The organism is Streptomyces pluripotens, from assembly GCF_000802245.2.
GTDB classification, from domain to species: Bacteria; Actinomycetota; Actinomycetes; order Streptomycetales; family Streptomycetaceae; genus Streptomyces; species Streptomyces pluripotens.
In genome coordinates this window covers 5,222,525-5,248,325 of record NZ_CP021080.1, presented here as the reverse complement: position 1 = coordinate 5,248,325, position 25,801 = coordinate 5,222,525, and the positions used below count along the sequence as shown (strand labels likewise).

Genomic DNA, 25,801 nt, shown 5'->3' with positions numbered 1-25,801 from the left:
GGACCTGATCAGGCCCGCCCCGCCACATTCGTGCGCGCATAGTAACCGCCGGATTTCGGACAGGGTGTCAGCCGAATGTCACCGTTCCGTCGCAACTTCCACCCGGTACCGTTACCCCGCCCCCAGACCCGGCCCCCCTCACCCGGTGGACCCCGCCCATCCCCTGCTCACTTCACCGCGCTGCCCGCCTTCCAGTCCCTCCAGGTCATGTTCCAGCCGCCCAGACCGTTGTCAGGTGCGACCGTCCGGTCCTCGCTGTGCACGATCTCGATGACGTCACCGACGAGGCTGCGGTCGAAGAACCAGCCCGCGGGGGTGTCCGAGCCACCGCCCTTGACGTCCCGGAGGCCCACGCAGCCGTGGCTGGCGTTGACCCGGCCAGGGGCGTCCGGAGCCCAGTAGTTGCCGTGCAGGAAGGTTCCGGAGTCGGTCAGCTTCATGGCGTGCGGGACGTCGGGGATGTCGTACTCGCCGCCGAAGCCCACCGTACGGCTGTTCATGCGGGTGACCTCCAGCATGTCCATCACCACCATCTTGCCGTTGTAGGTCGGATGCGCGGGAGCACCCGCGGTGATCGGCACGGTGGCGAGGAGCCGTCCGTCGCGCCGTACCTCCATGGTGTGCTCGGCCGCGTCGACCAGCGAGACCTGGCTACGGCCGACGGTGAAGGAGAACGTCTTGTCCTGCAAGCCGTAGATTCCGCGCGCGCCCTCGACGTCCCGCAGGTCCAGGTCGACCGTGACCTCGGTGCCGGGCTTCCAGTAGTGCTCGGGGCGGAAGTCCAGGCGCCCCTTGCCGAACCAGTGCGGTCGGATCTCGACGGGCGGCCGAGCGGTGACATGGACGGCGCGTTCGACGGCGGCACGGTCCCCGATCTCCCGGCTGAAGGAAAGGGAGACGATCATCCCGGTGCCGACGGTGGCACGGTTCTCGGGGGTGACATAACCGATGAAACGTTCCGCGGGGACGTAGGTGGTGAAGGTGGCGTGCCGCGCCGAGCGGTGACCGTGGGAGTCCAGTGCCACCGCGTCCACGGTGTACTTGGCGGCGAGCGCCAGCCGGTCCTCGTCGGGCCGCCAGGTCAGGCCGTCATCACTGATGTGTCCGGGGACCGGTGCGTTCTGCGCGTCCTGCGACCTGACCACGGTCACCTTCTCCAGGCGCCCGTCGGGCACCCGCACCCGCAGCAGTCCGCCGGGGCGAACGGCCTTGCTGCCGTCGGCCGGGGTGACCCGGATGACGTCCCCGGGGGCGGGAGGCCCGCCGAACGCCCCGCCCGGGCCCAGCGGGCCGGAGCCCTGCGACGAGCAGCCGGCGAGCAGCCCCGCCCATGTCAGTACCGCGGCCAGCGCCGCTCCCACGCGCCGTGCGCGTCGTTGTACGTGCCTCACACGGGGCTCAACGACCGGGCCCGCTAGGGGGAAACGTGAGTGCGACCCATGCGCTGGGCAGAACAGAGGGAGGACGACACGTTGGGGAGCCGCCGCGCCCACGTCGGAGCCGTCGGGGCGCGGCCGTACCGGGTGGCTGAGCGTACCCGCAGGCAGGTTCAGCCACCCGGCGCGGCCGACTGCGCCGCCCCGGGGCGAGCCACTGGAAGAGGGGCCGACAGGTGACGAGCGCAGCGGAGCAGCGGGCACCGGCCGGGGAGCAGGTCACCGGGAAGGGGCAGCCGGCGGCGGTGAACGGCACCCGGCGGGCCGTACCGCCGGCCCCCACCGTGTGGCCGGGTGCTCCTACCCCGCTGGGGGCCCGGTTCCGGATCGGCCCGGACGGGGCCGCCGGCACCAACTTCGCGTTGTGGGCGGCCGGGGCGGAGGCGGTCCGCGTGTGCCTGTTCGACGAGCGGGGCCGGGAAACGCAGCTTCCGCTCACCGAACTGACGCAGGAGATCTGGCACGGCTTCGTCCCAGGCGTGATGCCCGGGCAGCGGTACGGCTACCGGGTCGACGGCCGCTGGGACCCGTGGACCGGCGCCCGCTGGAATCCGGCGAAGCTGCTGCTGGACCCGTACGCGCGGGCGGTGGACGGCGAGTATGCGGCGTGCGGACTGGCGCCGGAGCTGTACGGGCACGTCCGGGACTGGCCCGATCAGCGTGTGGCGGACACCGTACGGGACGAACGCGACTCAGCACCGTACGTACCGAAGGGCGTCGTGGTCCACGATGACGACGACTGGTCCGACGACCGCCGTCCCAAGACGCCGTGGGCGGACTCGGTGATCTACGAATTGCACGTCAGGGGGTTCACCCGGCGGCATCCCGGCATCCCCGGGGAACTGCGCGGCACGTACGCGGGACTGGCGCACCCGGCCGCGATCGAGCACCTGACGCGGCTGGGCGTCACCGCCGTCGAACTGCTCCCCGTGCACCAGTTCGCGCACGAGGACCACCTGCTGCGCCGGGGCCTGACCAACTACTGGGGATACAACTCCATCGGGTACTTCGCGCCGCACGCCGCCTACGCGGCCTCCGGTACGGCGGGACAGCAGGTCGGCGAGTTCAAGCGGATGGTGCGCGCGTTGCACGCGGCGGGCATCGAGGTCATCCTCGACGTGGTCTACAACCACACCGCGGAGGCCGGCGAGTTGGGTCCCACCCTGTCGTTGAAGGGCATCGACAACCGCGGCTACTACCGGCTCCAGAACGACGCCCGCAGGTACGCCGACTACACCGGCTGCGGCAACACCCTGCACGTCGTGCAGCCCCAGGCGCTGCGTCTGATCACCGACTCGCTGCGCTACTGGGTGACGGAGATGGGTGTGGACGGATTCCGATTTGACCTGGCGGCGGCGCTCGCCCGCTCGATGCACGACGTCGACATGCTCTCCCCCTTCCTGGCGGTCATCGCACAGGACCCGGTGCTGCGCCGGGTGAAACTGATCGCCGAACCGTGGGACATCGGCTCGGGCGGTTACCAGGTCGGCGCGTTCCCACCGCTGTGGACGGAGTGGAACGACCGCTACCGCAACGCCGTCCGGGACTTCTGGCGGCACGCCCTGCCGGACGTCCGCGAGATGGGCTACCGCCTCTCCGGATCCAGCGATCTGTACGCCTGGGGCGGCCGACGCCCCTACGCCTCGGTCAACTTCGTCACCGCGCACGACGGTTTCACCCTGCGCGACCTGGTGTCGTACGAGCGCAAGCACAACGACGCCAACGGCGAGGGCAACCGGGACGGCACCGACGACAACCGTTCCTGGAACTGCGGTGCGGAGGGCGAGACGGACGACGAGCGCGTGCGGGCGCTGCGGCGCAGGCAGCTCAGGAACCTCCTGACCACCCTGCTCCTGTCCACCGGTGTGCCGATGCTGGTGGCGGGCGACGAACTCGGGCGTACCCAGGGCGGCAACAACAACGCCTACTGTCAGGACAACGAGATCGGCTGGCTGGATTGGAGCCTGCTGGAGGAGCCGGGGTGGCGCGCGCTGTTCGAGTTGACCTCCCGGCTGATCGCCCTGCGTCACCGGCACCCGGTGCTGCGCCGGCGAGCGTTCTTCTCCGGCCGGGCGCACTCGGCGGACGGGTTGCGCGACCTGGCCTGGTTCACGTCCCTGGGCGCAGAGATGACCGAGGGCGACTGGTACGCACCCGCAGCCACGCTCGGCATGTACCTCTCCGGACGGGACATCCCCGGCCGGGACGCGCGAGGCCTGCCGGTCGTGGACGACAGCTTCCTCGCGGTACTGCACGCCGGCGACCGGCCGACGGGTTTCGTCCTGCCGGGCCCGCCGTGGGCCGAGGGGTACGAGGTGGTCGTGGACACCTCGCGGGAGGACCAGGCCGAGGCGCCGGGTACGGTCCACCAGGCAGGTGCTGAGATCACCGTGCCGGCGCGGGCCGTGCTGCTACTGCGGGTCGCATGACGCCACGTCCGTTCCCGTGTGACGCGAATCACGTTCGCCGGGTGCAGCACGGAAGGGGGCCCAGCGCCTTTCCCACGGTGAGGACAGCCGGCGAGAACGGGGATCGTGAGAATGGAGCAGGCCAGAGCCGGTGAGTACGACGCATTCGTGGTAGCCCGCTGGTCGGTGTTGTTCCATCTGGCCCGTCTGCTCACCGGAGGGGACCGCCACCGGGCCGAGGATCTGCTGCAGGAGTCCTTGGTCAAGCTGTGGTTCGTCTGGCCGAAGGTCGCCGACGAGGCGCCGGAGGCGTATGTGCGCAAGGTGCTGGCGCGGGCGGCGGCCCGTTCGGCACGCCGGCGCTGGTGGGGCGAGCGGCCCGTGGCGGACCTGCCCGAGGTGGCGGCGTCCGGTGACCTGTCGGCGACGGTGGCCGAGCGGTCCTTTCTGGAGGCGGCACTGGCACAGCTGACGCCCCAGCAGCGGGCCGCCGTGGTGCTGCGCTACTACCAGGACCTGCCGGACCGGCAGGTCGCCGAGGTCCTGGGCTGCCCGGTCGGTACGGCCCGGTCCCATGCGGCGCGTGGCGTGGCCCGACTGCGTCGCCTCCTGGCCGACGCCATCGAATCGGTGGGGTGAGGGAGACCATGGGGTACAGGGAGCGCTGGGAGTACTGGAAGCAAACAGACCAGGCAGACCAGGCAGACCGCAAGAGTCCTCTGGGGCACGTGGGTCACCGGGACCGCTTCGAACAGCAGCTGGCTCAGTTGATGCACAGCACACAGGAGCGGACTCCTTTCGAGACCCGGCACCAGGAAGGGATCCGCAACCGGGTAAGGGCCCTCCGCCGGTTGCGCGCGACACGCCGGGCCGCCGGTTGCGCCCTGGCGGTGGCCGGACTGGGCCTCGGGCTGTTCCTGTGGCCGCACGGCCACACCGGTGACCGGCCGAGCGCACCGCACCCGCGGCCCGCGACCAGGCCGACGGACGGTTCGGCTCCGAAGATGTCGCCGGCCCCGTCGCAGACACCGAGCGCACCGCCACCGTCGTTCCCGAGGACGCACTCCTCGGCACCACGCCTTCCCACGACGCGCCCTCCGACCCCGGAGCACACCGCGGCGGCCACCGTTCCGCCGACAGCCGACGGAAGCTCAGTCACGGTCACACAGGTGCCGGCCACGACGTCGGCCAGCGCCCCGGCGTTGCCGTCTCACTGACCGTCGCCGGTGGTCGGCCCATGCGGCCGGCGCACACCGTCCACCGTCCTCCTCGACCGTGCCGGCGCATGCCCGGCAGCCAAAGAGAGCACAGGGAGTCACGTGACAGACATCCGGTCGGACCGAACCCCAGCCGTGATACCGGTGCCCCGGTGCGGATCCGAACCAGAGGTGCATCGTGCGGAACCCGTCCTGGACATGGCCGTGCCGGTGTTCAACGAGGAGAAGAACCTGGAGCCGAACGTCCGGCGGCTGCACGCGCATCTGCGGGACACCTTCCCGTACCCGTTCCGGATCACCATCGCCGACAACGCCAGTACCGACCACACTCCGGCCCTAGCCGCCCGACTCAGCGCCGAACTGCCCGAGGTGACCTCGATCCGACTGTCCGAAAAGGGGCGCGGCCGGGCGCTGCGGGCGGCCTGGTCAGGGTCTGAGGCGCCCGTGTTGGCCTATCTCGACATCGATCTGTCCACCGGGCTCAACGCTGTGCTACCGCTGACCGCCCCATTGCTCTCGGGCCACTCCGACCTGGCCATCGGCACCCGTCTGGCCCCTGGTGCCCGGGTGGTGCGCGCGGCCAAGCGCGAGGTCATATCCCGCTGCTACAACGCCCTGCTGCGTTGCATCCTCGCCGTCGGCTTCTCCGACGCGCAGTGCGGTTTCAAGGCGCTCCGGCGCGATACCGCCGAGCAGTTGCTGCCGCTGGTGCAGGACGGGGAGTGGTTCTTCGACACCGAACTGCTGGTGCTCGCCGAGCGGGCGGGCCTCAGGATCCACGAGGTTCCGGTGGACTGGGTGGACGACCCCGACAGCAGCGTCGACATCCTCGCCACCGCGCTGGCCGACCTGCGCGGGATCCTGCGGATGCGCCGCGACCTGGGCCGCCGTCGTCCGCGTGGCAAAGCCGCGACGCGGTGACCGCGGCCCTGCCCCGGATACAGTCTCCGGTCCCCCGGCCCGGCTCCCGTCTCCGTGCCGCAGCACGCCGCCACGGGCCCGTACTCGCCGTGTACGGCACGCTCAAGCTGGCCGGTTTCTGTTCGTTCATGTACCTGTTGTCCTCCGCCGGGGACTACCGCGCCAAGGACCCCCGGTTCGGCGGCGGGGCACACGCCTGGGACGTGCTGGCCACCTGGGACGGCTGGTGGTACCAACAGATCGCCCTGCACGGCTACGACCCGAAGCTCGTCCCGGTCCCCGGCGCCACCGGCCTGATCACGCTGGAGGGCAACTCGGCGGCGTTCTTCCCGCTCTACCCGGCCGCGATGCGGCTGACCTCCGCGGTCACCGGTCTCGGCCCGTACGGCGCCGGGCTGCTCGTCTCGATCCTCGCCGCCTTCGCCGCCGCCCTCGGTATCTACACCGTGGCCGAACGGCTCGGCGGCCGGCGGGCCGGGCTGGCCGCGGCCGGACTGTGGGCGGTATGGCCGGGCTCGGGAGTGGAGTGGGCGGTCTACTCGGACTCCCTGTACGTGGCCCTGGCCACCTGGGCCTGCCACGCCGTCATGACCCGCCGCTGGCTCACCGCCGGCGTGTTGACCCTCACCGCCGGCCTCAACCGGCCAACGGCCGGGGCGCTGATCGCTGCCCTCGCCGTCGCCGCGCTGCTCTCACTGCGGCGAGGCGAAGACCGTGTCCTGCGCCCGATACTCGCCATGGCGCTAGCCCCGCTGGGCCTACTGGGCTACCTGCTCTGGGTCGGCGACCGCATGAGCGATCCGATGGGCTACTTCAAGCTGCAGTCCGGCGCCTGGGCGCACCGCTTCGACTACGGCAGGCAGACCCTGGACGTGCTGGCATCGGCACCGGTGGGGCACTTCACCTATCTGTTCGCCTTTCCCTTCGCGGACGTCATCTCGGTCGGTGTCGTCCTGCTGGCGTTCGCGCTGCTGCCGCTGCTGCTGCGGCTTCGTCCACCCGCGATGCTGATCGTGTACACCGTTCTCACGCTCGCCCTGGTGCTCGGCAGCCAGCAGATCTTCGCCAATGTCTCGCGCTATCTGCTGCCCTGCTTCCCCCTGTTCCTGCCGCTCGCGCTCGCGATGCGCAGGCTGAGCCTGCCGGTGCAATGCACGGTCCTCGGTATCGCGGCCCTGGCCTCCGGCTCGTACGCGGGCTACGCCCTGTTCGAACTGGGCGTGCCGTGATCCCGCTCGGTGGGCCGCCCCGCTACACCAGGCTCTCCCGCCATGCCCGGTGCAGTTCCGCGAACCTGCCCGAGCCGGCGATGAGTTCGTCCGGGTGCCCGTCCTCCACGATCCGGCCCTGCTCCATCACCAGCACCCGGTCGGCGATCTCCACGGTCGACAGCCGGTGCGCGATCACGACCGCCGTACGGCCCTTCAGTACCGTCGCCATCGCCTGCTGCACCGCCCGCTCGCCCGGGATGTCGAGGGAGCTGGTCGCCTCGTCCAGGATCAGCACGGCGGGGTCGGCGAGCAACGCTCGGGCGAAGGCAACCAGTTGGCGCTGCCCGGCCGAGATGCGGCCACCGCGCTTGCGGACGTCGGTGTCGTAGCCATCGGGCAGGGCGCTGATGAACGCGTGCGCGCCAATCGCCTTCGCGGCCCGCTCGATCTCCTCCCGGGTGGCCTCGGGCCGGCCGATGGCGATGTTGTCCGCGACCGTACCGGAGAACAGGAACGCCTCCTGGGTCACCATGACGACTCCGCGCCGCAGTTCGGGCGAGGACAGCTCGCGCAGGTCGACCCCGTCCAGCAGGACGCGGCCGTCGGAGGGGTCGTAGAAGCGGGCGAGGAGTCTGGCGAGCGTGGACTTGCCCGCGCCGGTGGAGCCGACGACGGCGACCGTCTGCCCGGCCGGGATGGTCAGTTCGAAGGCGGGCAGCACTTCGCCGCAGGTGCGGTAGGCGAAGCGGACGTCGTCGAAGACGACCTCGCGGCCGGGGAAACTGCCGTCGAGCGGGCGGAGTTCGCGGGGCGTGGCCGGTTCCGGCACCGAAGGGGTCTGTGCCAGCAGCCCGGCGATCTTCTCCAGGGAGGCGGCGGCCGACTGGTAGGAGTTCAGAAACATGCCGAGGCGGTCGATCGGGTCGTACAGCCGCCGCAGGTACAGCACCGCCGCTGCCAGCACACCCAGTTCCAGTGAGCCAGACGCCACCCGGTAGGCGCCCCACAGGACCATGCCCGCCACCGCCGTGTTGGCCACCAGCCGCGAGCCGACCACGTAGCGGGCCATCTCCAGCAGCGCGTCACCGTTGGTGCGCTCGTGCCGCCGGTTGAGGACGGCGAACTCGGTGTCGTTCGCCGCTTCCCGGCGGAAGGCGCGCACCGGGCGGATGCCGTTCATCGTCTCCACGAACTTCACGATCACCGCGGCGATCGCCGTGGACCGCGCCCGGTACACCCGTCCGGCACGCTTGCGGTAGATCCGCACGAGCAGGTACAGCGGCGCGAACGAGGCCACCGCGACCGCGCCGAGGCTGAGGTCCAGCCAGAGCAGCAAGGCGGAGATGTAGACGAAGGACAGTACGACGGTCACCAGTTCCTGCAACCCGTCGTCGAGGAGTTCGCGCAGTGACTCGACGTCCGTGGTGGAGCGCGAGATCAGTCGGCCCGAGGTGTACCGCTCGTGAAAGTCGACGCTCAGCGCTTGTGCGTGGCGGAAGATCCGACCGCGCAGGTCCAGCAGCACGTCCTGGCTGACCCGGGCGGAGGCCTCGATGAACGCGAACTGCAGCGCGCCTGAGGCGAGGGCGCACAGCAGGTAGCCGACGGCGACCGCGATCAGCGGACCCTGGCGGTGCTCCCGGAACGCCGGTACGGCGTTGTCGAGGGCGTAGGCCACCAGCAACGGGCCCGTCTGCACGGCCGCCTGTTGCAGCAGGAGCAGGAGCGTGGTGAGGGCGACACGACCCTTCAGCGGCGCGAGCAACGAGCGCAGCAGGGCGACCGTGGCGCCCGGCGGGGTGGGCAGGACGTCCTGGTCGAAGGGGTCGCCCGTGTCCTGCCGGCGGGCCTGTTCGTCGTCCTCGGCGACCACGGGGGCGGAGGCGGTGGCGGTCAACGGGATCCCTCCTGTTCCCCTGACATCAGCTGGGCGTATTCGGTGTTGGTGTGGAGGAGTTCCTGATGGGTGCCGACGGCGGTGATCCGACCGTCCGACAGCAGCGCGACGCGGTCGGCGAGCAGCACGGTGGAGGGGCGGTGGGCCACGATCAGCGCGGTGGTGTCGGCGAGGACCTGCCGCAGCGCCGCCTCCACAGCGGCCTCCGTGTGCACGTCCAAGGCGGACAGCGGGTCGTCCAACACCAGGAACTCGGGGCGGCCGACCACCGCGCGGGCCAGCGCGAGGCGCTGCCGCTGACCGCCGGACAGGCTGAGGCCCTGCTCGCCGACGCGGGTTTCGGCGCCCTGCGGGAGGGCGTGCGCGAACTCGGCCTGGGCCACGGCGAGTGCGTGGTCCAGGGCTGCCCTTTCCGCACCGTCCGCGGCGCCCATGAGCACGTTCTCACCGACGCTGGTGGAGAACAGGGTCGGTTCCTCGAAGGCGACGGCGACCCTGGCACGGAGTTCCTCCCGGGGTATCGCGGTGATGTCGACGCCGTTCAGGGTGATCCGGCCCGAGGTGACTTCGTGCAGGCGGGGGACGAGTGCGGTGAGCGTCGTCTTGCCGCTACCGGTGGCACCGACGAGGGCCATGGACTCACCGGGCCGGATGTGAAGATCGATGTGGTGCAGGAGCGGCGGGGAGCCGGGTGGGGCGTCCGGGTAGCGGAACCGGACGTTCTCGAACCGGAGACCGGCGCTGGTACCCGTGCCGACCGAGGACAAGAGGGTCTGTCCGTGTTCGGGGAACGTCGGCCGGGTGCCGCGTACGCCCGGTGCCGTACTCGTTTCCGGCGTCTCGTCCATCACCTCGAAGTACCGCTCGGTGGCCGTCGCCGCCTCCTGGCTCATGGCCAACAGGAAACCGATCGAGTCCACCGGCCACCGCAGCGCGAGTGCCGTGCTCAGGAAGGCGACCAGCGTGCCCGCGGACAAGTCTCCGTCGGCCACCCGCACCACACCCAGCACCAGCGCCGTCCCGATCGCGGCCTCGGGCAGGGTCACGATGACGCCCCAGATGGTGGCCAGCAGCCGTGCCTTGCGCAACTCGGTGCCGCGCAGGGCGTCCGACAGTTCGCGGAAGGCCCGCGCCTGGCTGCGGTGACGGCCGAAACCCTTGATGATGCGAATGCCGAGCACGCTTTCCTCGACCACGGTGGCCAGATCCCCGACCTGGTCCTGCGCGCGCCGTGCGGCCTGCGCATACCGCCGCTCGAACAACACGCAGGTCCACATCACGGGGAGCGCGGGCCCGAGAACAACCAGCCCCAACGCCCAGTCCTGGAGCAGCATGATCACCATGCCGACGAGGATCGTCACGCTGTTGACCAGCAGGAACGTCAGTGGGAAGGCGAGGAACATGCGCAGCAGCATCAGATCGGTCGTGCCGCGCGAGAGCAGTTGGCCGGAGGCCCAGCGGTCGTGGAAGGCCACGGGCAGCCGCTGCAGATGACGGTACAGGTCAGCCCGCATCTCCGCCTCGACCCCGGACAGCGGACGGGCCACGAGCCAGCGTCTTATCCCGAACAGGACCGCCTCGGCCACACCGAGCAGCAGCAGGTACAGCGCGCCGCGCCATACCCCCGCAGGATCCCGGTCGGCGACCGGTCCGTCGACCATCCACTTGAGGACGAGTGGGATCACCAGTCCCGTGCAGGAGGCGACGACCGCGACGACCGCCGCGGTGAACAACCGGACGCGGACGGGGCGGACGTACGGCCACAGCCGCAGCAGGGTGCGCGCGGCGGACCGCTCCTCGGTGGTTGCACGTGTCGTTGGCATCACCGTGAGCGTACGGACCAACACTGACATCGCCCACTGGGTTTTGGCCGGACCTCGGTCCTCCGTTGGTCCTACGACCTTCCTATCCGAGTGGTCGGAGCCGGGGAGCCGGGGAGCGTGAGGCGTATCGGGGCAGCGTCCGGGGCGGTCGTAGGGCGGCATCAACCGATCGGGGGATGCCGGTTCGAGCGGTCCGGGCGATGTGCCGGGCCGCTCCCGCCCGAGACCCTCACGGCATGCCACCCGTCATCGAAGCCACCGATATGCGCAAGCCGTGGGGCCCGGAGAACCGCTGCGTTGGCCCAGCGGCCCGCGGAGTTGCTCGCCCTTGTCGCTCCCACGTGAACTCCCGCCGGTTCACATGGTCCAGGGCCGGTGTCACGGCCGGCCGGGTGCGCCGTCGCGGCAATCGCTGACGAACCCTCGGCCAACGGTCTCGGCCACCGGGCCGCTCGGCGTGCGCACCCGACAACCCCGCCGCCAACAGTTCGCATACCGAACATGAACATCCGGTCAACGAACCATTTCCGGCCAACCTTCTGACGCGGTCCTGACAGATGACGTGATCACCTGTCACTCTTCCCAGACCGACTCACAGCAACCCCACAGCTTCTGCACGCCTTGCGTGAGCCGGTCCGTACCTGCACGTGGATCTGTACAACACCCTGTTCTGCCCGGACGCCCCAACCCACCGTCCGGTCTCCCCTGGCCGCGCGACCCGCGGTCATGCAGAAGGAGTCAGTGTTGAGAAGCAATTCCTCTCGCGGACGCACCTCCCACACCCCGCACCGCACCATCCGGCACCGCCGCACCGCAACCGTCGCCCTCGCCGGTGTCGCCGCCCTGATCGCGGCCGCCGTCCAGACGGGCGTCGCCAGTGCCGCACCGGCGAAGCCGCAGGCCGGCAAGGCCAACCCGGCCCATATGGCGCTCAAGCTCACCCCCTCGCAGCGTGCCGAGCTGATACGTGACGCCGATGCGGCCAAGGCAGCCACCGCCCGGTCGATCGGCCTCGGTAGCAAGGAGAAGCTGGTCGTCCGGGACGTCGTCAAGGACGCCAACGGAACCCTTCACACCCGCTACGAGCGCACGTACGCCGGCTTGCCGGTCCTCGGTGGCGACCTGGTCGTGGACAGTTCCAAGGCGGGCGTGACCATGGACGTCATCAAGGCCACCGACGCACGGCTGAAGGTCACCCACCTCACCCCGGCCGTGTCGAAGACGGCGGCTGAGAAGCAGGGCGTGCGAAGCGCCAAGGCCCTCGGCGGCACCAAGTCTGCCGCCGACTCCGTCCGCAAGGTCATTTGGGCGGCGAACGGCAAGCCCGTCCTCGCCTACGAGACCGTGATCGGCGGGCTCCAGGACGACGGCACCCCGAACCAGCTCCACGTCATCACCGACGCCGCCACCGGCAAGAAGCTCCACGAGTACCAGGGCATCCAGACCGGTATCGGCAACACCCAGTACAGCGGCCAGGTGTCGCTGACCACCGCCCACTCGGGTTCGACGTACACACTGACCGACAACACGCGCGGCGGCCACAAGACGTACAACCTCAACCACGGCTCCTCGGGCACCGGTTCGCTGTTCTCTCAGTCCAGCGACACCTGGGGCAACGGCAGCACGTCCAACGCGGCCACCGCGGGTGCGGACGCCGCCTACGGCGCCCAGGAGACCTGGGACTTCTACAAGAACACCTTCAACCGCAGCGGCATCCGCGACGACGGGGTCGGCGCCTACTCGCGCGTCCACTACGGGAACTCGTACGTCAACGCGTTCTGGGACGACAGCTGCTTCTGCATGACCTACGGCGACGGCTCCGGCAACGCCGACCCGCTGACCTCCCTCGACGTCGCGGGGCACGAGATGAGCCACGGAGTCACCTCCAACACCGCCGGCCTCAACTACAGCGGCGAGTCGGGCGGCCTCAACGAGGCCACCAGCGACATCATGGGCACCGGCGTGGAGTTCTACGCCCACAACGCCTCCGACCCCGGTGACTACCTCATCGGCGAAAAGATCAACATCAACGGCGACGGAACCCCGCTGCGCTACATGGACAAGCCCAGCAAGGACGGTAACTCCGCGGACAGTTGGTACTCCGGCGTCGGCAACCTCAACGTCCACTACTCCTCCGGCGTCGCCAACCACTTCTTCTACCTCCTCTCCGAGGGCAGCGGCGCCAAGGTGATCAACGGGGTCAGCTACAACTCGCCCACCTCCGACGGACTTCCGGTCACCGGCATCGGCCGGGACAAGGCACTGCAGATCTGGTACCGGGCGCTGACCACCAAGTGGACGTCCACCACCAACTACGCCGGCGCCCGTTCCGGCACCCTGGCTGCGGCCGGCGAGCTCTACGGCACCTCCAGCGCCGCGTACAAGGCGGTGCAGGACGCCTGGGCGGCCGTCAACGTCGGCTCCCGGTCGGGCGGTGGCGGCGGTGGCGGCACCTCGTACGAGAACGACAACCCGGTGTCGATCCCGGACGACGGACCGGCCGTCACCTCCAGCATCACCGTGTCGGGCAGGAGCGGCAACGCACCGAGCAACCTGAAGGTGGGCGTCGACATCACGCACACCTGGCGGGGCGACCTGGTGATCGATCTCATCGGTCCCTCGGGCACCGCGTACCGCCTGAAGAACTTCAGCTCCTCCGACTCGGCGGACAACGTCAACGAGACCTACACGGTCAACGCCTCCGCCGAACCTGCCAACGGCACCTGGAAGTTGCGGGTGCAGGATCAGGCCGCGTGGGACACCGGAACGCTCAACGACTGGAAGCTGACGTTCCCGTAGACCGCGCACCGCGGGCCCAAAGACACGGGGGCCGCCCGGGGGTCGAGCACTCCCGGGCGGTCCCCGTTCACCGGCCGGTCCCGCCACCGAACGTCCCGCCGCCCGGCCGCCCTGTCCGGCGCAGCCCGGACCACCCTGGTCCCTGCGGGCACAGGACGCCACAGCCGGCGCCGGCGCCGGCGCCGGCGCCGAGGAGACGGTGTTACCGTCTCCGGCAGCACCGGGTGTGGCACGGTGGCAGTGGCCCGGTCGGCGGTCATCTGCGCCCGGACCCGGACAGACGCCCTGCGCCCCGCGCCTGGCTCTCGCCCGGACCCGGAGGGAACGCAGTGCGGGAATCGCCCTACTCTTGTGACCCATGTCCCCGGTGCCCTTCACCTACGAGCCGGTCGGCGCGACCCGCGACGAACTGGCCTTCTGCCCGCCCGGCTTCCACCCGATGCTGGTCCGAACCCGCATCGGCGAGGGCCAGGAGGTGTTCCGGCGTGCCGCCGAGGCAGTCCTCACCTGGGAGATGCACCGTGCGCTGGGCGTCGGCATCGACGCCGACGCCGACCGCGCGGCCCCCGGCGTCGATGTGACGGTCACCCTCGCCGGCCTGATAAAGGCGCCCTGCCGCATCGTGTGGACGGTCGAGGAATCCCGCCGGGCCGGCTGGGCCTACGGCACCCTGCGGGGCCATCCGGAATGCGGGGAAGAGGCGTTCATCGTAGACCGCACGGGCGACGGCACGGTCTGGCTGACGACCGCGGCCTTCAGCCGCGGTCAGAAGTGGTACGCGAAGGCCGGTGGCCCGGCGACCCGGGGACTGCAGCACGCGTACGCCCGGCGCTGCGGGACGGTCCTACGCAAGTTGTGCGCTCGGCCCGACGGGCACTGACCTCCCCGTCCTCCCGCCGCACCACCCGGAGGGGTCCGAGGGCGCGGGGTCGTCTGACCTGCAGCAGCCTGTGTCGATGCCCCGAATGCCACCGCGCGCAGGAGCCTGCGCCGGCCGTCAGGGCAACGCCCGCGGGGACGGGGTTCGAAGGCTCCGACGGAACCCCGGCGCGGCGGTGGGACACCTCCTCGCTGCCGGCGCGGCGGGCGTCCGTCGGGGTGCGAGGGCAGGAGCAGGGCCCCATCGGGCACTGACGAGTGACACGACGACCGGTCCCCACCGGACCGGAACCGCACCGGGTGGCAGGCTGAGCCGTACCGCTCGACCAGTCCTACGCCTTCGTCCAGGACATCGCCACCCGCAGGACACCCGCCAGAGGACGCTCGGACCCCTCAGTCACACCCCCGGTGGGTCCCGCCGCTCAGCGCAGCAGCACCCCCGCCCCCTCCACCACCTCCTCCGGCGGTACCGCCGCCAGCCCCAACTCGGCGGCGGAGGCCAGCAGGCGGTGGGACGGGAGAATGCGGACTGTGTAGCCATAGGCACCGGTGCGGTCCAGGGCCAGGGGGCCCTCGTACAGCAGGCGGCCCTCCAAGTCCGGGGCTCCGGTCGGCTTCAGCGGAACCACCGTCGCGTCGGTGATGCGGTCCTCGGCGTCCACCCGGCCCGATACCGCCTGGACCTCGACATCGTCCGGAGTCAGCTCGCCCAGGCCGACACGGACCCTGAGCCCCACGGTGGTGCCCAACTCCGCCGTGGCCGTCGGCGCGGTCGTCTCCACGTGGTCCACGCTCACCCCGGGCCAGGCCGCCCGCACCCGGGTCTTCCAGGCGGCCAGTTCCCTCGCCACGTCCGGGGTCAGTGCCCGGTGTGCCTGCGCTGCGGGCACGTAGAGCCGGCCGACGTACTCGCGGACCATGCGGCCCGCCAGCACCTTGGGACCGAGCAGGGTGAGGGTCTGACGGACCATCTCGATCCAGCGGTCGGGCAGTCCGCCGCGTCCGCGCTCATAGAAGCACGGGGCCACCCGTCGCTCCAGGAGGTCGTACAGCGCTGCCGCCTCGATGTCGTCACGCCGGTCGGAACCGGTGTCGGCGCCGTCCGCGGTCGGAATGGCCCAGCCGAAGTCCGGCCGGAACCACTCGTCCCACCAACCGTCCAGAACCGAGAGGTTGAGGCAACCGTTGAGCGCGGCCTTCATACCGGACGTGCCGCAGGCCTCCAGGGGGCGCAAGGGGTTGTTCAGCCACACGTCACAGCCGGGGTAGAGCTTCTGCGCCATCCCCATGCCGTAGTCGGGGAGGAAGACGATGCGGTGGCGGACCCGCGGGTCGTCGGCGAACCGGACCAGCTCCTGGACCAGGCGCTTGCCGCTGTCGTCCGCCGGGTGTGCCTTGCCCGCGACCACGATCTGGATCGGCCGCTCCGGATGTGACAGCAGCTCCATCAGACGGTCACGGTCTCGGAGCATCAACGTCAAGCGCTTGTACGACGGGACCCTGCGGGCGAAGCCGATCGTCAAGACCTCCGGATCGAGGACATTGTCGATCCAGCCCAACTCGGCGTTGCCGGCTCCTCGTTGCTGCCAGGAGGCATGCAGTCGCGCCCGCACCTCCACCACCAGCTGCTCACGCAGGGTGCGGCGCAGCTCCCAGACCTCCTGGTCCGGGATGTCCGCGACCGAGTCCCAGCGTTCGGAGCCGCCCACCGCCAGTGCGTCCTCGGCCCGTTGGGCACCGATCTGCCGGGCACCCAGCCGGAACACCTCCGGCGCCACCCAGGTCGGCGCGTGCACTCCATTGGTCACAGAAGTGATCGGCACCTCCTCGGCGTCGAATCCCGGCCACAGCCCCGCGAACATCTCGCGGCTGACCTGACCGTGCAACAGCGACACCCCGTTGGCCCGCTGCGCCAACCGGAGCCCCATCACGGCCATGTTGAACAGGTTCGGCTCGCCGCCCGGGTACGTCTCCTTGCCCAGCGCCAGGATCCGGCGCACGTCGATGCCGGGGAGTTCGGCGTCTGGACCGAAGTGCCGGACGACCAGCTCCCGGTCGAAGCGGTCGATGCCCGCGGGAACCGGGGTGTGCGTGGTGAACACCGTCCCGCCGCGCACCGCCTCCAGGGCCGCGTCGAAGTCCAGTCCAGCAGAGCACAATTCGGCGATCCGTTCGAGACCGAGGAACCCGGCATGCCCTTCGTTGGTGTGGAACACCTCCGGCTCCGGGTGCCCGGTGAGCCGGCAGTACATCCGTACCGCCCGCACACCCCCTATGCCGAGCAGCATCTCCTGCAACAGTCGGTGCTCGCTGCCGCCGCCGTAGAGCCGGTCGGTGACTCCGCGTTCGCCGAGGTCGTTCTCCTCCACGTCCGAATCGAGCATCAGCAGCGGCACCCGGCCCACCTGAGCCAGCCAGATGCGGGCGTGCAGCGCCTTGCCGCCCGGCAGGGCGAGCGAGACCTGTGCCGGGGCGCCATCGGCCTGAGTCAACTGGCGGAGGGGCAGCTCGTTGGGGTCGAGCACCGGATAGTGCTCCTGCTGCCAGCCGTCGCGGGACAGACTCTGCCGGAAGTACCCGTGTCGGTAAAGCAGTCCCACCCCGATCAACGGTACGCCGAGGTCGCTGGCCGCCTTCAGATGGTCGCCGGCGAGGATGCCGAGGCCGCCCGAGTACTGGGGCAGCGCCGCCGTGATGCCGAACTCCGGGGAGAAGTAGGCGACGGCGGCGGGCAGGCCGTCGGTCTGCGACTGGTACCAGCGCTCGCCGGCCAGATAGTCGTCGAGGTCATCCGCGACCGCGGTCAGACGGCGCCGGAAGCGCCGGTCCCCGGCCAGTTCGGCCAGTCGTGCCGGGCACACCCTGCCCAGCAGCCGCACCGGGTCGCCCTCGGCGGCGGCCCAGGCTTCGGGATCGATGGATTGGAACAGGTCGCGCGTTTCCGTGTGCCAGGACCAGCGCAGATTGCGCGCCAGGTCACTCAGCGGCCGGAGGGGGGCGGGGAGAACGGGACGGACGGTGAACCGACGAATCGCCTTCACATTCCACCTCGGACGCGTTACGGGGTGAGACGCACCGCGCCGTACGTCTCGTCGTCACCTTCGACGGTAGTGGTTACCGGGGCGTCGTTGGGGACGTAGGGGGCGGGGTGTCGAGGCGTACCGGGCGCGGGCCAGGGGCGCATCCGGCCGGAGGGGGGTGCCGGCAGGACCGGGACGGGGTGCGGAACCGGCCTGTGAGCGCCCAGGAATACGTGACCGGTCTTGCGCGTGGAGACACGGATGAGTAGTTACCAGTGTGCCGGATTGCCCACCCGAAAAGGGTGGGAAGGCTCCTCCGGTACGCACCTCACAGGCATACCCCAGCACATCCGCAGGACCCACTCCCCATACCCATCCGCCCACAGCCAGGTTGACGCGGACAGGAGCGGTCATGCCCGCCAGGCACCACTCGTCAGCACCCCCGACAAGTAACAAGGCGGCCGGGCGGAAATCCGCCACATCCGCCGCAGCGAAGGCCGGGCGCACGTCCCGGCCCGCCCCGTCCCCAGCCGGTGCCGGTGCCGGTGCCGGTGCCGGCACCACCGTCGGCCGTATCCCCGTCCTCGACGTGCGTCCCGTGGTCCAGCACGGGCGCAGGCCCGCCAAAGCAGTAGCCGGTGAAGCGTTCGAGGTGTCGGCCACCGTGTTCCGGGAGGGACACGACGCCGTCGCGGCGAACGTGGTGCTGCGCGACCCGGCGGGCAGGCCCGGTCCCTGGACGCCGATGCGGGAACTCGCCCCGGGCACCGACCGCTGGGGCGCCATGGTCACGGCGGGCGAACCCGGCCGCTTCACCTACACGGTGGAGGCCTGGTCCGACCCGCTCGGCACCTGGCGGCAGCACGCCCTGATCAAGATCCCGGCGGGCATCGACACCGGCCTGGTCCTGGAGGAGGGTGCCCTGCTGTACGAACGTGCGGCCGGTGGAGTCCCCAGCTCACAACGGTCGTCCGTGCTGGAGGCGGTGGCGGCCCTGCGGGACGAGGGCCGCCCACCCGCCTCCCGGCTGGCCGCGGTGTTGGCGCCGGAGGTGGAGGCGTTGCTGGCCCGGTATCCGCTGCGGGAGCTGGTCACCGCGTCCGACCCGATGCCGCTGCTGGTGGAGCGGGAACGCGCCCTGTATGGCTCCTGGTACGAGTTCTTCCCGCGTTCGGAGGGCACTGTCGAGCAGCCGCACGGCACCTTGCGCACGGCTGCCCGCCGGCTGGGGCCGATCGCGGACATGGGCTTCGACGTGGTGTACCTGCCGCCCGTGCACCCGATCGGCACCACGTTCCGCAAGGGACCCAACAACAGCCTTGCCGCGGGCCCGCAGGACGTGGGCGTGCCGTGGGCGATCGGTTCCCCGGAGGGCGGGCACGATGCGGTCCACCCGGACCTGGGCACGGTGGAGGACTTCGGCTTCTTCGTCGGCGAGGCGAATCGGCTGGGTTTGGAGGTTGCCCTGGACTTCGCGTTGCAGTGCTCGCCGGACCATCCTTGGGTGCACAAGCATCCGGAGTGGTTCCCTCACCGGCCGGACGGCTCGATCGCGTACGCGGAGAACCCGCCGAAGAAGTACCAGGACATCTATCCCGTCGCCTTCGACGCTGACCTGGACGGTCTGGTCGCGGAGTCGGTGCGGATCCTGCGGCACTGGATGGGGCACGGGGTCCGGATCTTCCGCGTCGACAACCCGCACACCAAGCCGGTGGTGTTCTGGGAGCGGGTCATCTCGGAGGTCAACCGCAGGGACCCGGACGTGATCTTCCTGGCGGAGGCCTTCACCCGCCCGGCGATGATGCACGCCCTGGCGCAGATCGGTTTCCAGCAGTCGTACACGTACTTCACCTGGCGCAACGGCAAGCAGGAGCTGACGGAGTACCTGACGGAGCTGTCCGGTGAGGCGGCGGCCTACATGCGGCCGAACCTGTTCGCCAACACCCCCGACATCCTGCACGCCTACCTCCAGCACGGTGGACGGCCGGCCTTCGAGGTCCGGGCGGTGCTCGCCGCCACCCTCTCCCCGGCGTGGGGCATCTACAGCGGCTACGAACTGTGCGAGAACACCCCGCTCCACGAGGGCAGCGAGGAGTACCGGGACTCGGAGAAGTACCAGCTCAAGCCACGCGACTGGGAGGCCGCCGCGCGCACCGGGCGGACCATCGCCCCGCTCATCACCAAGCTGAACACCATCCGGCGGCAGCACCCCGCGCTGCAACGCCTGCGGAACCTACGCTTCCACCAGACCGACAACGACGCGGTGATCGCCTACAGCAAGAGCACCGCAGCGGACACGGTCATCGTGGTCGTCAATCTCGATCCCCACCACACCCAGGAGGCCACGGTCTCGTTGGACATGCCGCAACTCGGCCTGGACTGGCACACCGCCCTGTCCGTGCACGACGAACTGACGGGCGAGACGTATCACTGGGGCAGGGCCAACTACGTGCGTCTCGAACCGGGTCACAGGCCCGCGCATATCTTCACCGTCCTGCGACCGTCCACCCCGCAGATCGGAGGGTCACCCACAACATGATCGTCAACGAACCCGTCCCGGACACCTTCGAGGACACTCCGGCGGGAGACCGGGACCCGGACTGGTTCAAACGCGCCGTCTTCTACGAGGTCCTGGTCCGTTCCTTCCAGGACAGCAACGGCGACGGCATCGGCGACCTGAAGGGCCTGACCGCCAAACTCGACTATCTGCAGTGGCTGGGCGTGGACTGCCTGTGGCTTCCGCCGTTCTTCAAGTCACCGCTGCGGGACGGTGGTTACGACGTCTCCGACTACACCTCCGTGCTGCCCGAATTCGGTGACCTCGCCGACTTCGTGGAGTTCGTGGACGCCGCGCACCAGCGCGGTATCCGCGTGATCATCGACTTCGTCATGAACCACACCAGCGACCAGCACCCGTGGTTCCAGGAGTCGAGACGGGATCCGGACGGTCCGTACGGGGACTACTACGTCTGGGCCGACGACGACAAGCAGTTCCCGGGCGCGCGGATCATCTTCGTCGACACCGAGGCCTCCAACTGGACGTACGACCCGGTACGCAAGCAGTACTACTGGCATCGCTTCTTCTCGCACCAGCCGGACCTCAACTACGAGAACCCGGCCGTGCAGGAGGAGATCATCTCCGCGCTGAAGTTCTGGCTGGATCTCGGCATCGACGGGTTCCGGCTGGACGCGGTGCCCTACCTGTACCAACAGGAAGGCACCAACTGCGAGAATCTGCCGGCGACCCACGAGTTCCTCAGGCGGGTGCGCAAGGAGATCGACGCCCAGTACCCCGACAAGGTGCTGCTGGCGGAGGCCAACCAGTGGCCGGAGGACGTGGTCGACTACTTCGGCGACTACGCCGCCGGCGGCGACGAGTGCCACATGGCGTTCCACTTCCCCGTGATGCCACGCATCTTCATGGCCGTACGACGCGAGTCCCGCTACCCCGTCTCCGAGATCCTCGCCAAGACACCGGCCATCCCCTCCGGTTGCCAGTGGGGCATCTTCCTGCGCAATCACGACGAGCTGACCCTCGAAATGGTCACCGACGAGGAACGCGACTACATGTGGGCCGAGTACGCCAAGGACCCACGGATGCGCGCCAACATCGGCATCCGCCGCCGGCTCGCGCCCCTGCTCGACAACGACCGCAACCAGATCGAGCTGTTCACCGCGCTGCTGCTCTCCCTGCCCGGCTCGCCCATCCTCTACTACGGTGACGAGATCGGCATGGGGGACAACATCTGGCTCGGCGACCGCGACGCCGTACGCACCCCCATGCAGTGGACCCCCGACCGCAACGCCGGCTTCTCGTCCTGCGATCCAGGACGCCTCTACCTCCCCACGATCATGGACCCGGTCTACGGCTACCAGGTCACCAACGTCGAAGCCTCCATGTCCTCCCCGTCCAGCCTGCTGCACTGGACGCGCCGCATGATCGAGATCCGCAAGCAGAATCCCGCCTTCGGACTGGGGACCTACACCGAACTACCCTCGTCCAACCCGGCAGTGCTCGCCTTCCTGCGCGAGTACGAGGACGACCTCGTCCTGTGCGTCCACAACTTCTCCCGCTTCGCCCAGCCCACCGAGCTGGACCTGAGCCGGTTCGGCGGGAGGTACCCGATCGAGCTGTTCGGCGGGGTGCGTTTCCCGGCGGTCGGCGAACTGCCGTACCTGCTCACCCTCGCCGGGCACGGCTTCTACTGGTTCGGGCTGCGCCGCGAGGCGGCCTAGTGCCCCGGGCGGGACGGTTTCCCCCGTCCCGCCCGGGGCACTCATCCCTCACGCCCCGATGTCCCGGGGGAGGGACCTGGACCTGGACCCTCCCCGGCCGAAGCGGGGATTCCTGGCTACAGGACTCGGCCACGGCAAGCGGTCGGGTCCCGCGCGATCAGCACCAGCCGGGTTGGAACCAGCCCGGTCGACGTCGACGTCAAGGAGACAGCGCGTGCTTGGTTCTCGCCACGCGCCGGGTGCAGCCGACCAGTTCTCCCGGGTCAGGTGACGCCATGGCGAAAGCAGTCACCCCTTCTAGCGCCACCGCTCCCCACCGGCTCCTCGCCTCGCTGGATCCCCTGCTGCGAACATGGCTGCCCAGCCAGCGCTGGTTCGCGGGCAAGGGACGCCCGGTCACCGGGTTCACCGCCGTGGCCGCCACCGAACTGCTGCCCCCCGGCCACCGCAGGCTGGGCCTGTATCACCTGATCCTGCGCATCCACCAGCCGCCGGTGCCAGGTGCGCCGCCGCACCCCGGCGACTGCTACCAGCTCCTCATAGGCGTGCGCGAGACGCTGCCGCCCCGGCTGGCGCCCGCGCTGATCGGACACCTGGAAGACGGGCCGCTCGCCGGACACGCGGCGTACGAGGCCCTGTACGACCCCCGGCCCGCCGAAGTGCTCCTGGAGGGGCTGCGCTCCCAGGCCCGCATCGGCGGGCTGCGGTTCGAGCGCGATCCGCGCCAGGAGATCCGCGGGGGTCTCGTGGCCCGGCTGATGACCGCCGAGCAGTCCAACTCCTCGATCGTTTACGGAGACACGTTCATCCTGAAGCTCTTACGCCGGGTCGTGCCCGGTATCAACCCCGACCTGGAGATACCCCTCGCCCTGGCCCGCGCGGGCTGCCCCCGGGTACCCGCGCCGGTCGCATGGCTGCGGGCCGGATTGGGCGGGGACACCGGGGAGTCCTGTGTCTTGGCCGTGCTCCAGCCGTTCGTGAGTGGCGCCACCGACGGCTGGGAGCTGGCGCTCCGGGAGCTCGCCAAGGGGGAGGACTTCGCCGTCGAGGCGCAGGCGCTGGGCCGGGCCACCGCGGAGGTGCACACCGCCCTCGCCCGCGCGCTGCCGACGGTCACCGTCGGCCACACCCAACTGGGCTCACTGGTCGACGGCATGACCGAGCGACTGGCGGCGGCCGTCCGGGCGGTGCCGGCGTTGCGGTCGTACGAGCCCGGGCTGCGCTCGGCGTACCGAGCGCTGTCCGCCCTCGGCGCCGGAGGCCGTACCTGGACCGCCCAGCGGGTGCACGGCGACCTGCACCTCGGGCAGTGCCTGCGCTCACCGTCCGGCGACTGGTTGCTGATCGACTTCGAGGGCGAGCCGGCCCGACCGCTGGCCGAGCGCCGTACGCCGCAGCCGCCGGTGCGGGACGTCGCGGGGATGCTTCGCTCCTTCGACTACGCCGCCCACTCCGCGACTCCGCCCGTCCCGGGCTGGGCGAGCACCTGCCGGGCCGCCTACTGCTCGGGGTACGCGGAGGTGTCCGGCCGTGATCCGCGCACCGATCCGGTGCTGCTGCGGGCGTACGAGACCGACAAGGCGGTCTACGAGGTCGTCTACGAGGCCCGGCACCGCCCCGACTGGCTCCCCGTACCGCTCTCGGCGATCCGCCGCCTCGCCACGTGCGATCCGGCCTGACCCGCCCCGCTCCGCCCGACCCGACCCTCGCCCGGGAGACTCGCTCGTGACGTCCAAGAAGCCGGCCGCCCTGGCCCCCGCCGCCGTCGACACCGCTGATCGCGAGCGGCTGCTCAACGGCGCCCATCACGACCCGCACTCCGTCCTCGGTGCCCACCCGGTCCCGGGTGGAGTCGCCGTGCGGGCGTTCCGCCCGTCCGCGCGAACGGTCACCGTGGACTGCGGACGTCTGCGGGCGGAACTACACGACGACGGGGACGGCTTCTTCTCGGGGCTGCTCCCCCTCGCCGAGATCCCCTCCTACCGGCTGCTCGTGGCGTACGACGGCACGGTCCACGAGACCGAGGACGCCTACCGGTTCCCGCCCACCCTCGGTGAGCTGGACCTGCACCTGATCGGCGAGGGCCGGCACGAACAGTTGTGGCGAGCGCTCGGCGCGCACGTCACCACCCAGCAGGGCGTGCCCGGCACCCGGTTCGCGGTGTGGGCGCCAAACGCACGGGGGGTCCGGGTCACGGGCGGCTTCTCCTTCTGGGACGGCACCGGCTTTCCGATGCGCTCTCTCGGCTCCACGGGTGTCTGGGAACTGTTCGTACCGGGCATCGGTGAGGGGGAGCCGTACAAGTTCGAGATCACGTCCCGGGACGGCCGCCGGTTCCTCAAGGCGGACCCGATGGCACGGCGTGCCGAGGTGCCGCCGGACACGGCTTCGATCGTGCACGCCTCGCACCACGAGTGGGGTGACGGAGGGTGGATGGCCCGCCGTGGTGATACTCCGGTGCACGAAGCGCCGTTCTCCGTGTACGAGGTTCACCTGCCCTCCTGGCGCCCTGGGCTGGACTACCGCCGGCTGGCCAAGGAGCTTCCCGCCTACGTCAGCACGATGGGTTTCACGCACGTGGAGCTGATGCCGGTCGCCGAGCATCCCTTCGGCGGCTCCTGGGGCTACCAGGTCACCTCCTACTACGCCCCCACCTCCCGGCTGGGTACACCGGACGACTTCAAGTACCTGGTCGACGCGCTGCACCAGGCCGGCATCGGCGTGATCATGGACTGGGTACCGGCGCACTTCCCCAAGGACGACTGGGCCCTGGCCCGCTTCGACGGCGACCCGCTCTACGAACCCGGGGACTCCCGACGCGCCGAGCATCCCGACTGGGGCACGTACGAGTTCGACTACGGCCGCACCGAGGTCCGCAACTTCCTCGTCGCCAACGCCGTCTACTGGTGCGAGGAGTTCCACATCGACGGCCTGCGCGTGGACGCCGTCGCCTCGATGCTCTACCTCGACTACTCACGCGACTCCGGCCAGTGGGAACCGAACGTCTTCGGCGGCCGGGAGAACCTCGACGCCATGGCCTTCCTGCAGGAGATGAACGCCACCGTCTACCGACGCTGCCCCGGCGTGGTCACCATCGCCGAGGAATCCACGGCGTGGGACGGCGTGACCCGGCCCACCGACAGCGGCGGACTCGGCTTCGGCCTGAAGTGGAACATGGGCTGGATGCACGACTCGCTCCAGTACATGCAGAAGGAGCCGGTGCACCGCAAGTACCACCACAACGAGATGACGTTCTCGATGGTCTACGCCTACAGCGAGAACTACGTCCTGCCGATCTCCCACGACGAAGTCGTCCACGGCAAGCAGTCCCTGGTGTCGAAGATGCCGGGCGACTGGTGGCAGCGGCGCGCCAACCACCGCGCCTACCTGGGCTTCATGTGGGCCCACCCGGGCAAACAACTACTCTTCATGGGCCAGGAGTTCGCCCAAGGCGCCGAATGGAACGAGGCACACGGCCCCGACTGGTGGCTGCTCGATGCGTCCTACGGCGGCGGGGCCGACCACCGGGGAGTGCGGGACCTGGTCCGGAATCTGAACGCGCTGTACCGGGTGACGCCCGCGCTGTGGCAGCAGGACGCCGACCCGGACGGCTTCCAGTGGATCACCGGGGACGCGGCGGACGACAACGTCTTCGCCTTCCTGCGCCGCGATGCCGACGGCAACCTGCTGCTCGCCGTCTCCCACCTGGCCCCGCTGGTCCGACCCGACTACCGCCTCGGCGTTCCCGAGCACGTACCGGCCTGGCTGGAAGTGCTCAACACCGATGCCAGCGGCTACGGCGGCAGCGGCGTCACCAACCCGGACGTCGTCAAACCAGAGCCCCACCCCTGGCACGGCCGCCCGGCGAGCATCCGGCTGACCCTGCCGCCACTGGCGACGGTGTGGCTGCGACCGGCTTGACGCATCCCCGCAGACACCGGCCGTCGCACACCG

13 protein-coding genes and 1 pseudogene are annotated in these 25,801 nt (G+C 70.3%); 10 read left to right on the top strand and 4 right to left on the bottom strand.

Translation table 11 applies throughout. The features are described from left to right. Positions 1-167: 167 nt before the first annotated feature. On the bottom strand, positions 168-1,391 hold the full coding sequence (locus LK06_RS23690) for a L,D-transpeptidase (protein ID WP_078859031.1): 1,224 nt from the start codon (positions 1,389-1,391) through the stop codon (positions 168-170). A gap of 221 nt (positions 1,392-1,612) precedes the next feature. Between LK06_RS23690 and glgX the strand changes: the two genes are divergently transcribed. The 4 genes and pseudogenes from glgX (at position 1,613) to LK06_RS23665 (ending at position 7,211) form a co-directional block, all read left to right on the top strand. Then, positions 1,613-3,865 carry a glycogen debranching protein GlgX gene (gene glgX, locus LK06_RS23685; protein ID WP_174673923.1) on the top strand — a complete coding sequence of 751 codons (2,253 nt, stop codon included), beginning with the start codon at positions 1,613-1,615 and terminating at the stop codon, positions 3,863-3,865. 111 nt (positions 3,866-3,976) lie between these two features. Next, the gene (locus tag LK06_RS23680) at positions 3,977-4,483 is read left to right on the top strand and encodes a SigE family RNA polymerase sigma factor (RefSeq protein ID WP_039653378.1); all 507 of its coding nucleotides are present in this window, start codon (positions 3,977-3,979) and stop codon (positions 4,481-4,483) included. 776 nt (positions 4,484-5,259) lie between these two features. After that, positions 5,260-5,949: pseudogene (locus LK06_RS23670) on the top strand (dolichyl-phosphate beta-glucosyltransferase); the annotation flags it as partial. Positions 5,950-5,999: 50 nt separating this feature from the next. Continuing rightward, positions 6,000-7,211 (top strand): hypothetical protein, encoded by a 1,212-nt coding sequence (locus LK06_RS23665; protein WP_234367629.1) that lies wholly within the window; start codon positions 6,000-6,002, stop codon positions 7,209-7,211. Positions 7,212-7,233: 22 nt separating this feature from the next. Here the strand turns inward: LK06_RS23665 and LK06_RS23660 are convergent, their stop codons facing one another. Next, on the bottom strand, positions 7,234-9,090 hold the full coding sequence (locus tag LK06_RS23660; RefSeq protein WP_043435027.1) for an ABC transporter ATP-binding protein: 1,857 nt from the start codon (positions 9,088-9,090) through the stop codon (positions 7,234-7,236). Beyond that, entirely contained in the window at positions 9,087-10,913 is a 1,827-nt protein-coding gene (locus tag LK06_RS23655; RefSeq protein ID WP_039653421.1) for an ABC transporter ATP-binding protein, read from the bottom strand. The genes LK06_RS23660 and LK06_RS23655 overlap by 4 nt, the downstream gene beginning before the upstream one ends. A 744-nt stretch (positions 10,914-11,657) precedes the next feature. On the opposite strand from LK06_RS23655, the gene LK06_RS23650 reads away from it, so the two are divergent. Next, the gene (locus LK06_RS23650) at positions 11,658-13,712 is read left to right on the top strand and encodes a M4 family metallopeptidase (RefSeq protein ID WP_039653383.1); all 2,055 of its coding nucleotides are present in this window, start codon (positions 11,658-11,660) and stop codon (positions 13,710-13,712) included. Between the two features lie 358 nt (positions 13,713-14,070). Further along, positions 14,071-14,592 (top strand): DUF1990 domain-containing protein, encoded by a 522-nt coding sequence (locus LK06_RS23645; RefSeq protein WP_039653385.1) that lies wholly within the window; start codon positions 14,071-14,073, stop codon positions 14,590-14,592. A 421-nt stretch (positions 14,593-15,013) separates the two neighbouring features. On the opposite strand, the gene LK06_RS23640 is transcribed toward LK06_RS23645, so the two are convergent. Next, a complete protein-coding gene (locus LK06_RS23640; protein WP_043435025.1) occupies positions 15,014-17,632 on the bottom strand; it encodes a glycosyltransferase family 1 protein in 2,619 nt (872 codons plus the stop codon). Between the two features lie 391 nt (positions 17,633-18,023). Between LK06_RS23640 and LK06_RS23635 the strand changes: the two genes are divergently transcribed. From LK06_RS23635 to glgB, 4 genes are all read left to right on the top strand, one after another. Further along, positions 18,024-20,150 carry an alpha-1,4-glucan--maltose-1-phosphate maltosyltransferase gene (locus LK06_RS23635; protein ID WP_086083474.1) on the top strand — a complete coding sequence of 709 codons (2,127 nt, stop codon included), beginning with the start codon at positions 18,024-18,026 and terminating at the stop codon, positions 20,148-20,150. Further along, complete coding sequence (gene treS / locus LK06_RS23630; RefSeq protein ID WP_043432665.1) at positions 20,147-21,847, top strand: maltose alpha-D-glucosyltransferase; 1,701 nt, start codon at positions 20,147-20,149, stop codon at positions 21,845-21,847. The genes LK06_RS23635 and treS overlap by 4 nt, the downstream gene beginning before the upstream one ends. A gap of 275 nt (positions 21,848-22,122) precedes the next feature. After that, positions 22,123-23,526: a maltokinase N-terminal cap-like domain-containing protein gene (locus LK06_RS23625; protein WP_043432663.1), complete on the top strand. Its 1,404-nt coding sequence runs from the start codon at positions 22,123-22,125 to the stop codon at positions 23,524-23,526. Positions 23,527-23,572: 46 nt separating this feature from the next. Next, entirely contained in the window at positions 23,573-25,768 is a 2,196-nt protein-coding gene (gene glgB, locus LK06_RS23620; protein ID WP_234367489.1) for a 1,4-alpha-glucan branching enzyme, read from the top strand. The last annotated feature ends 33 nt before the right edge of the window (positions 25,769-25,801 follow it).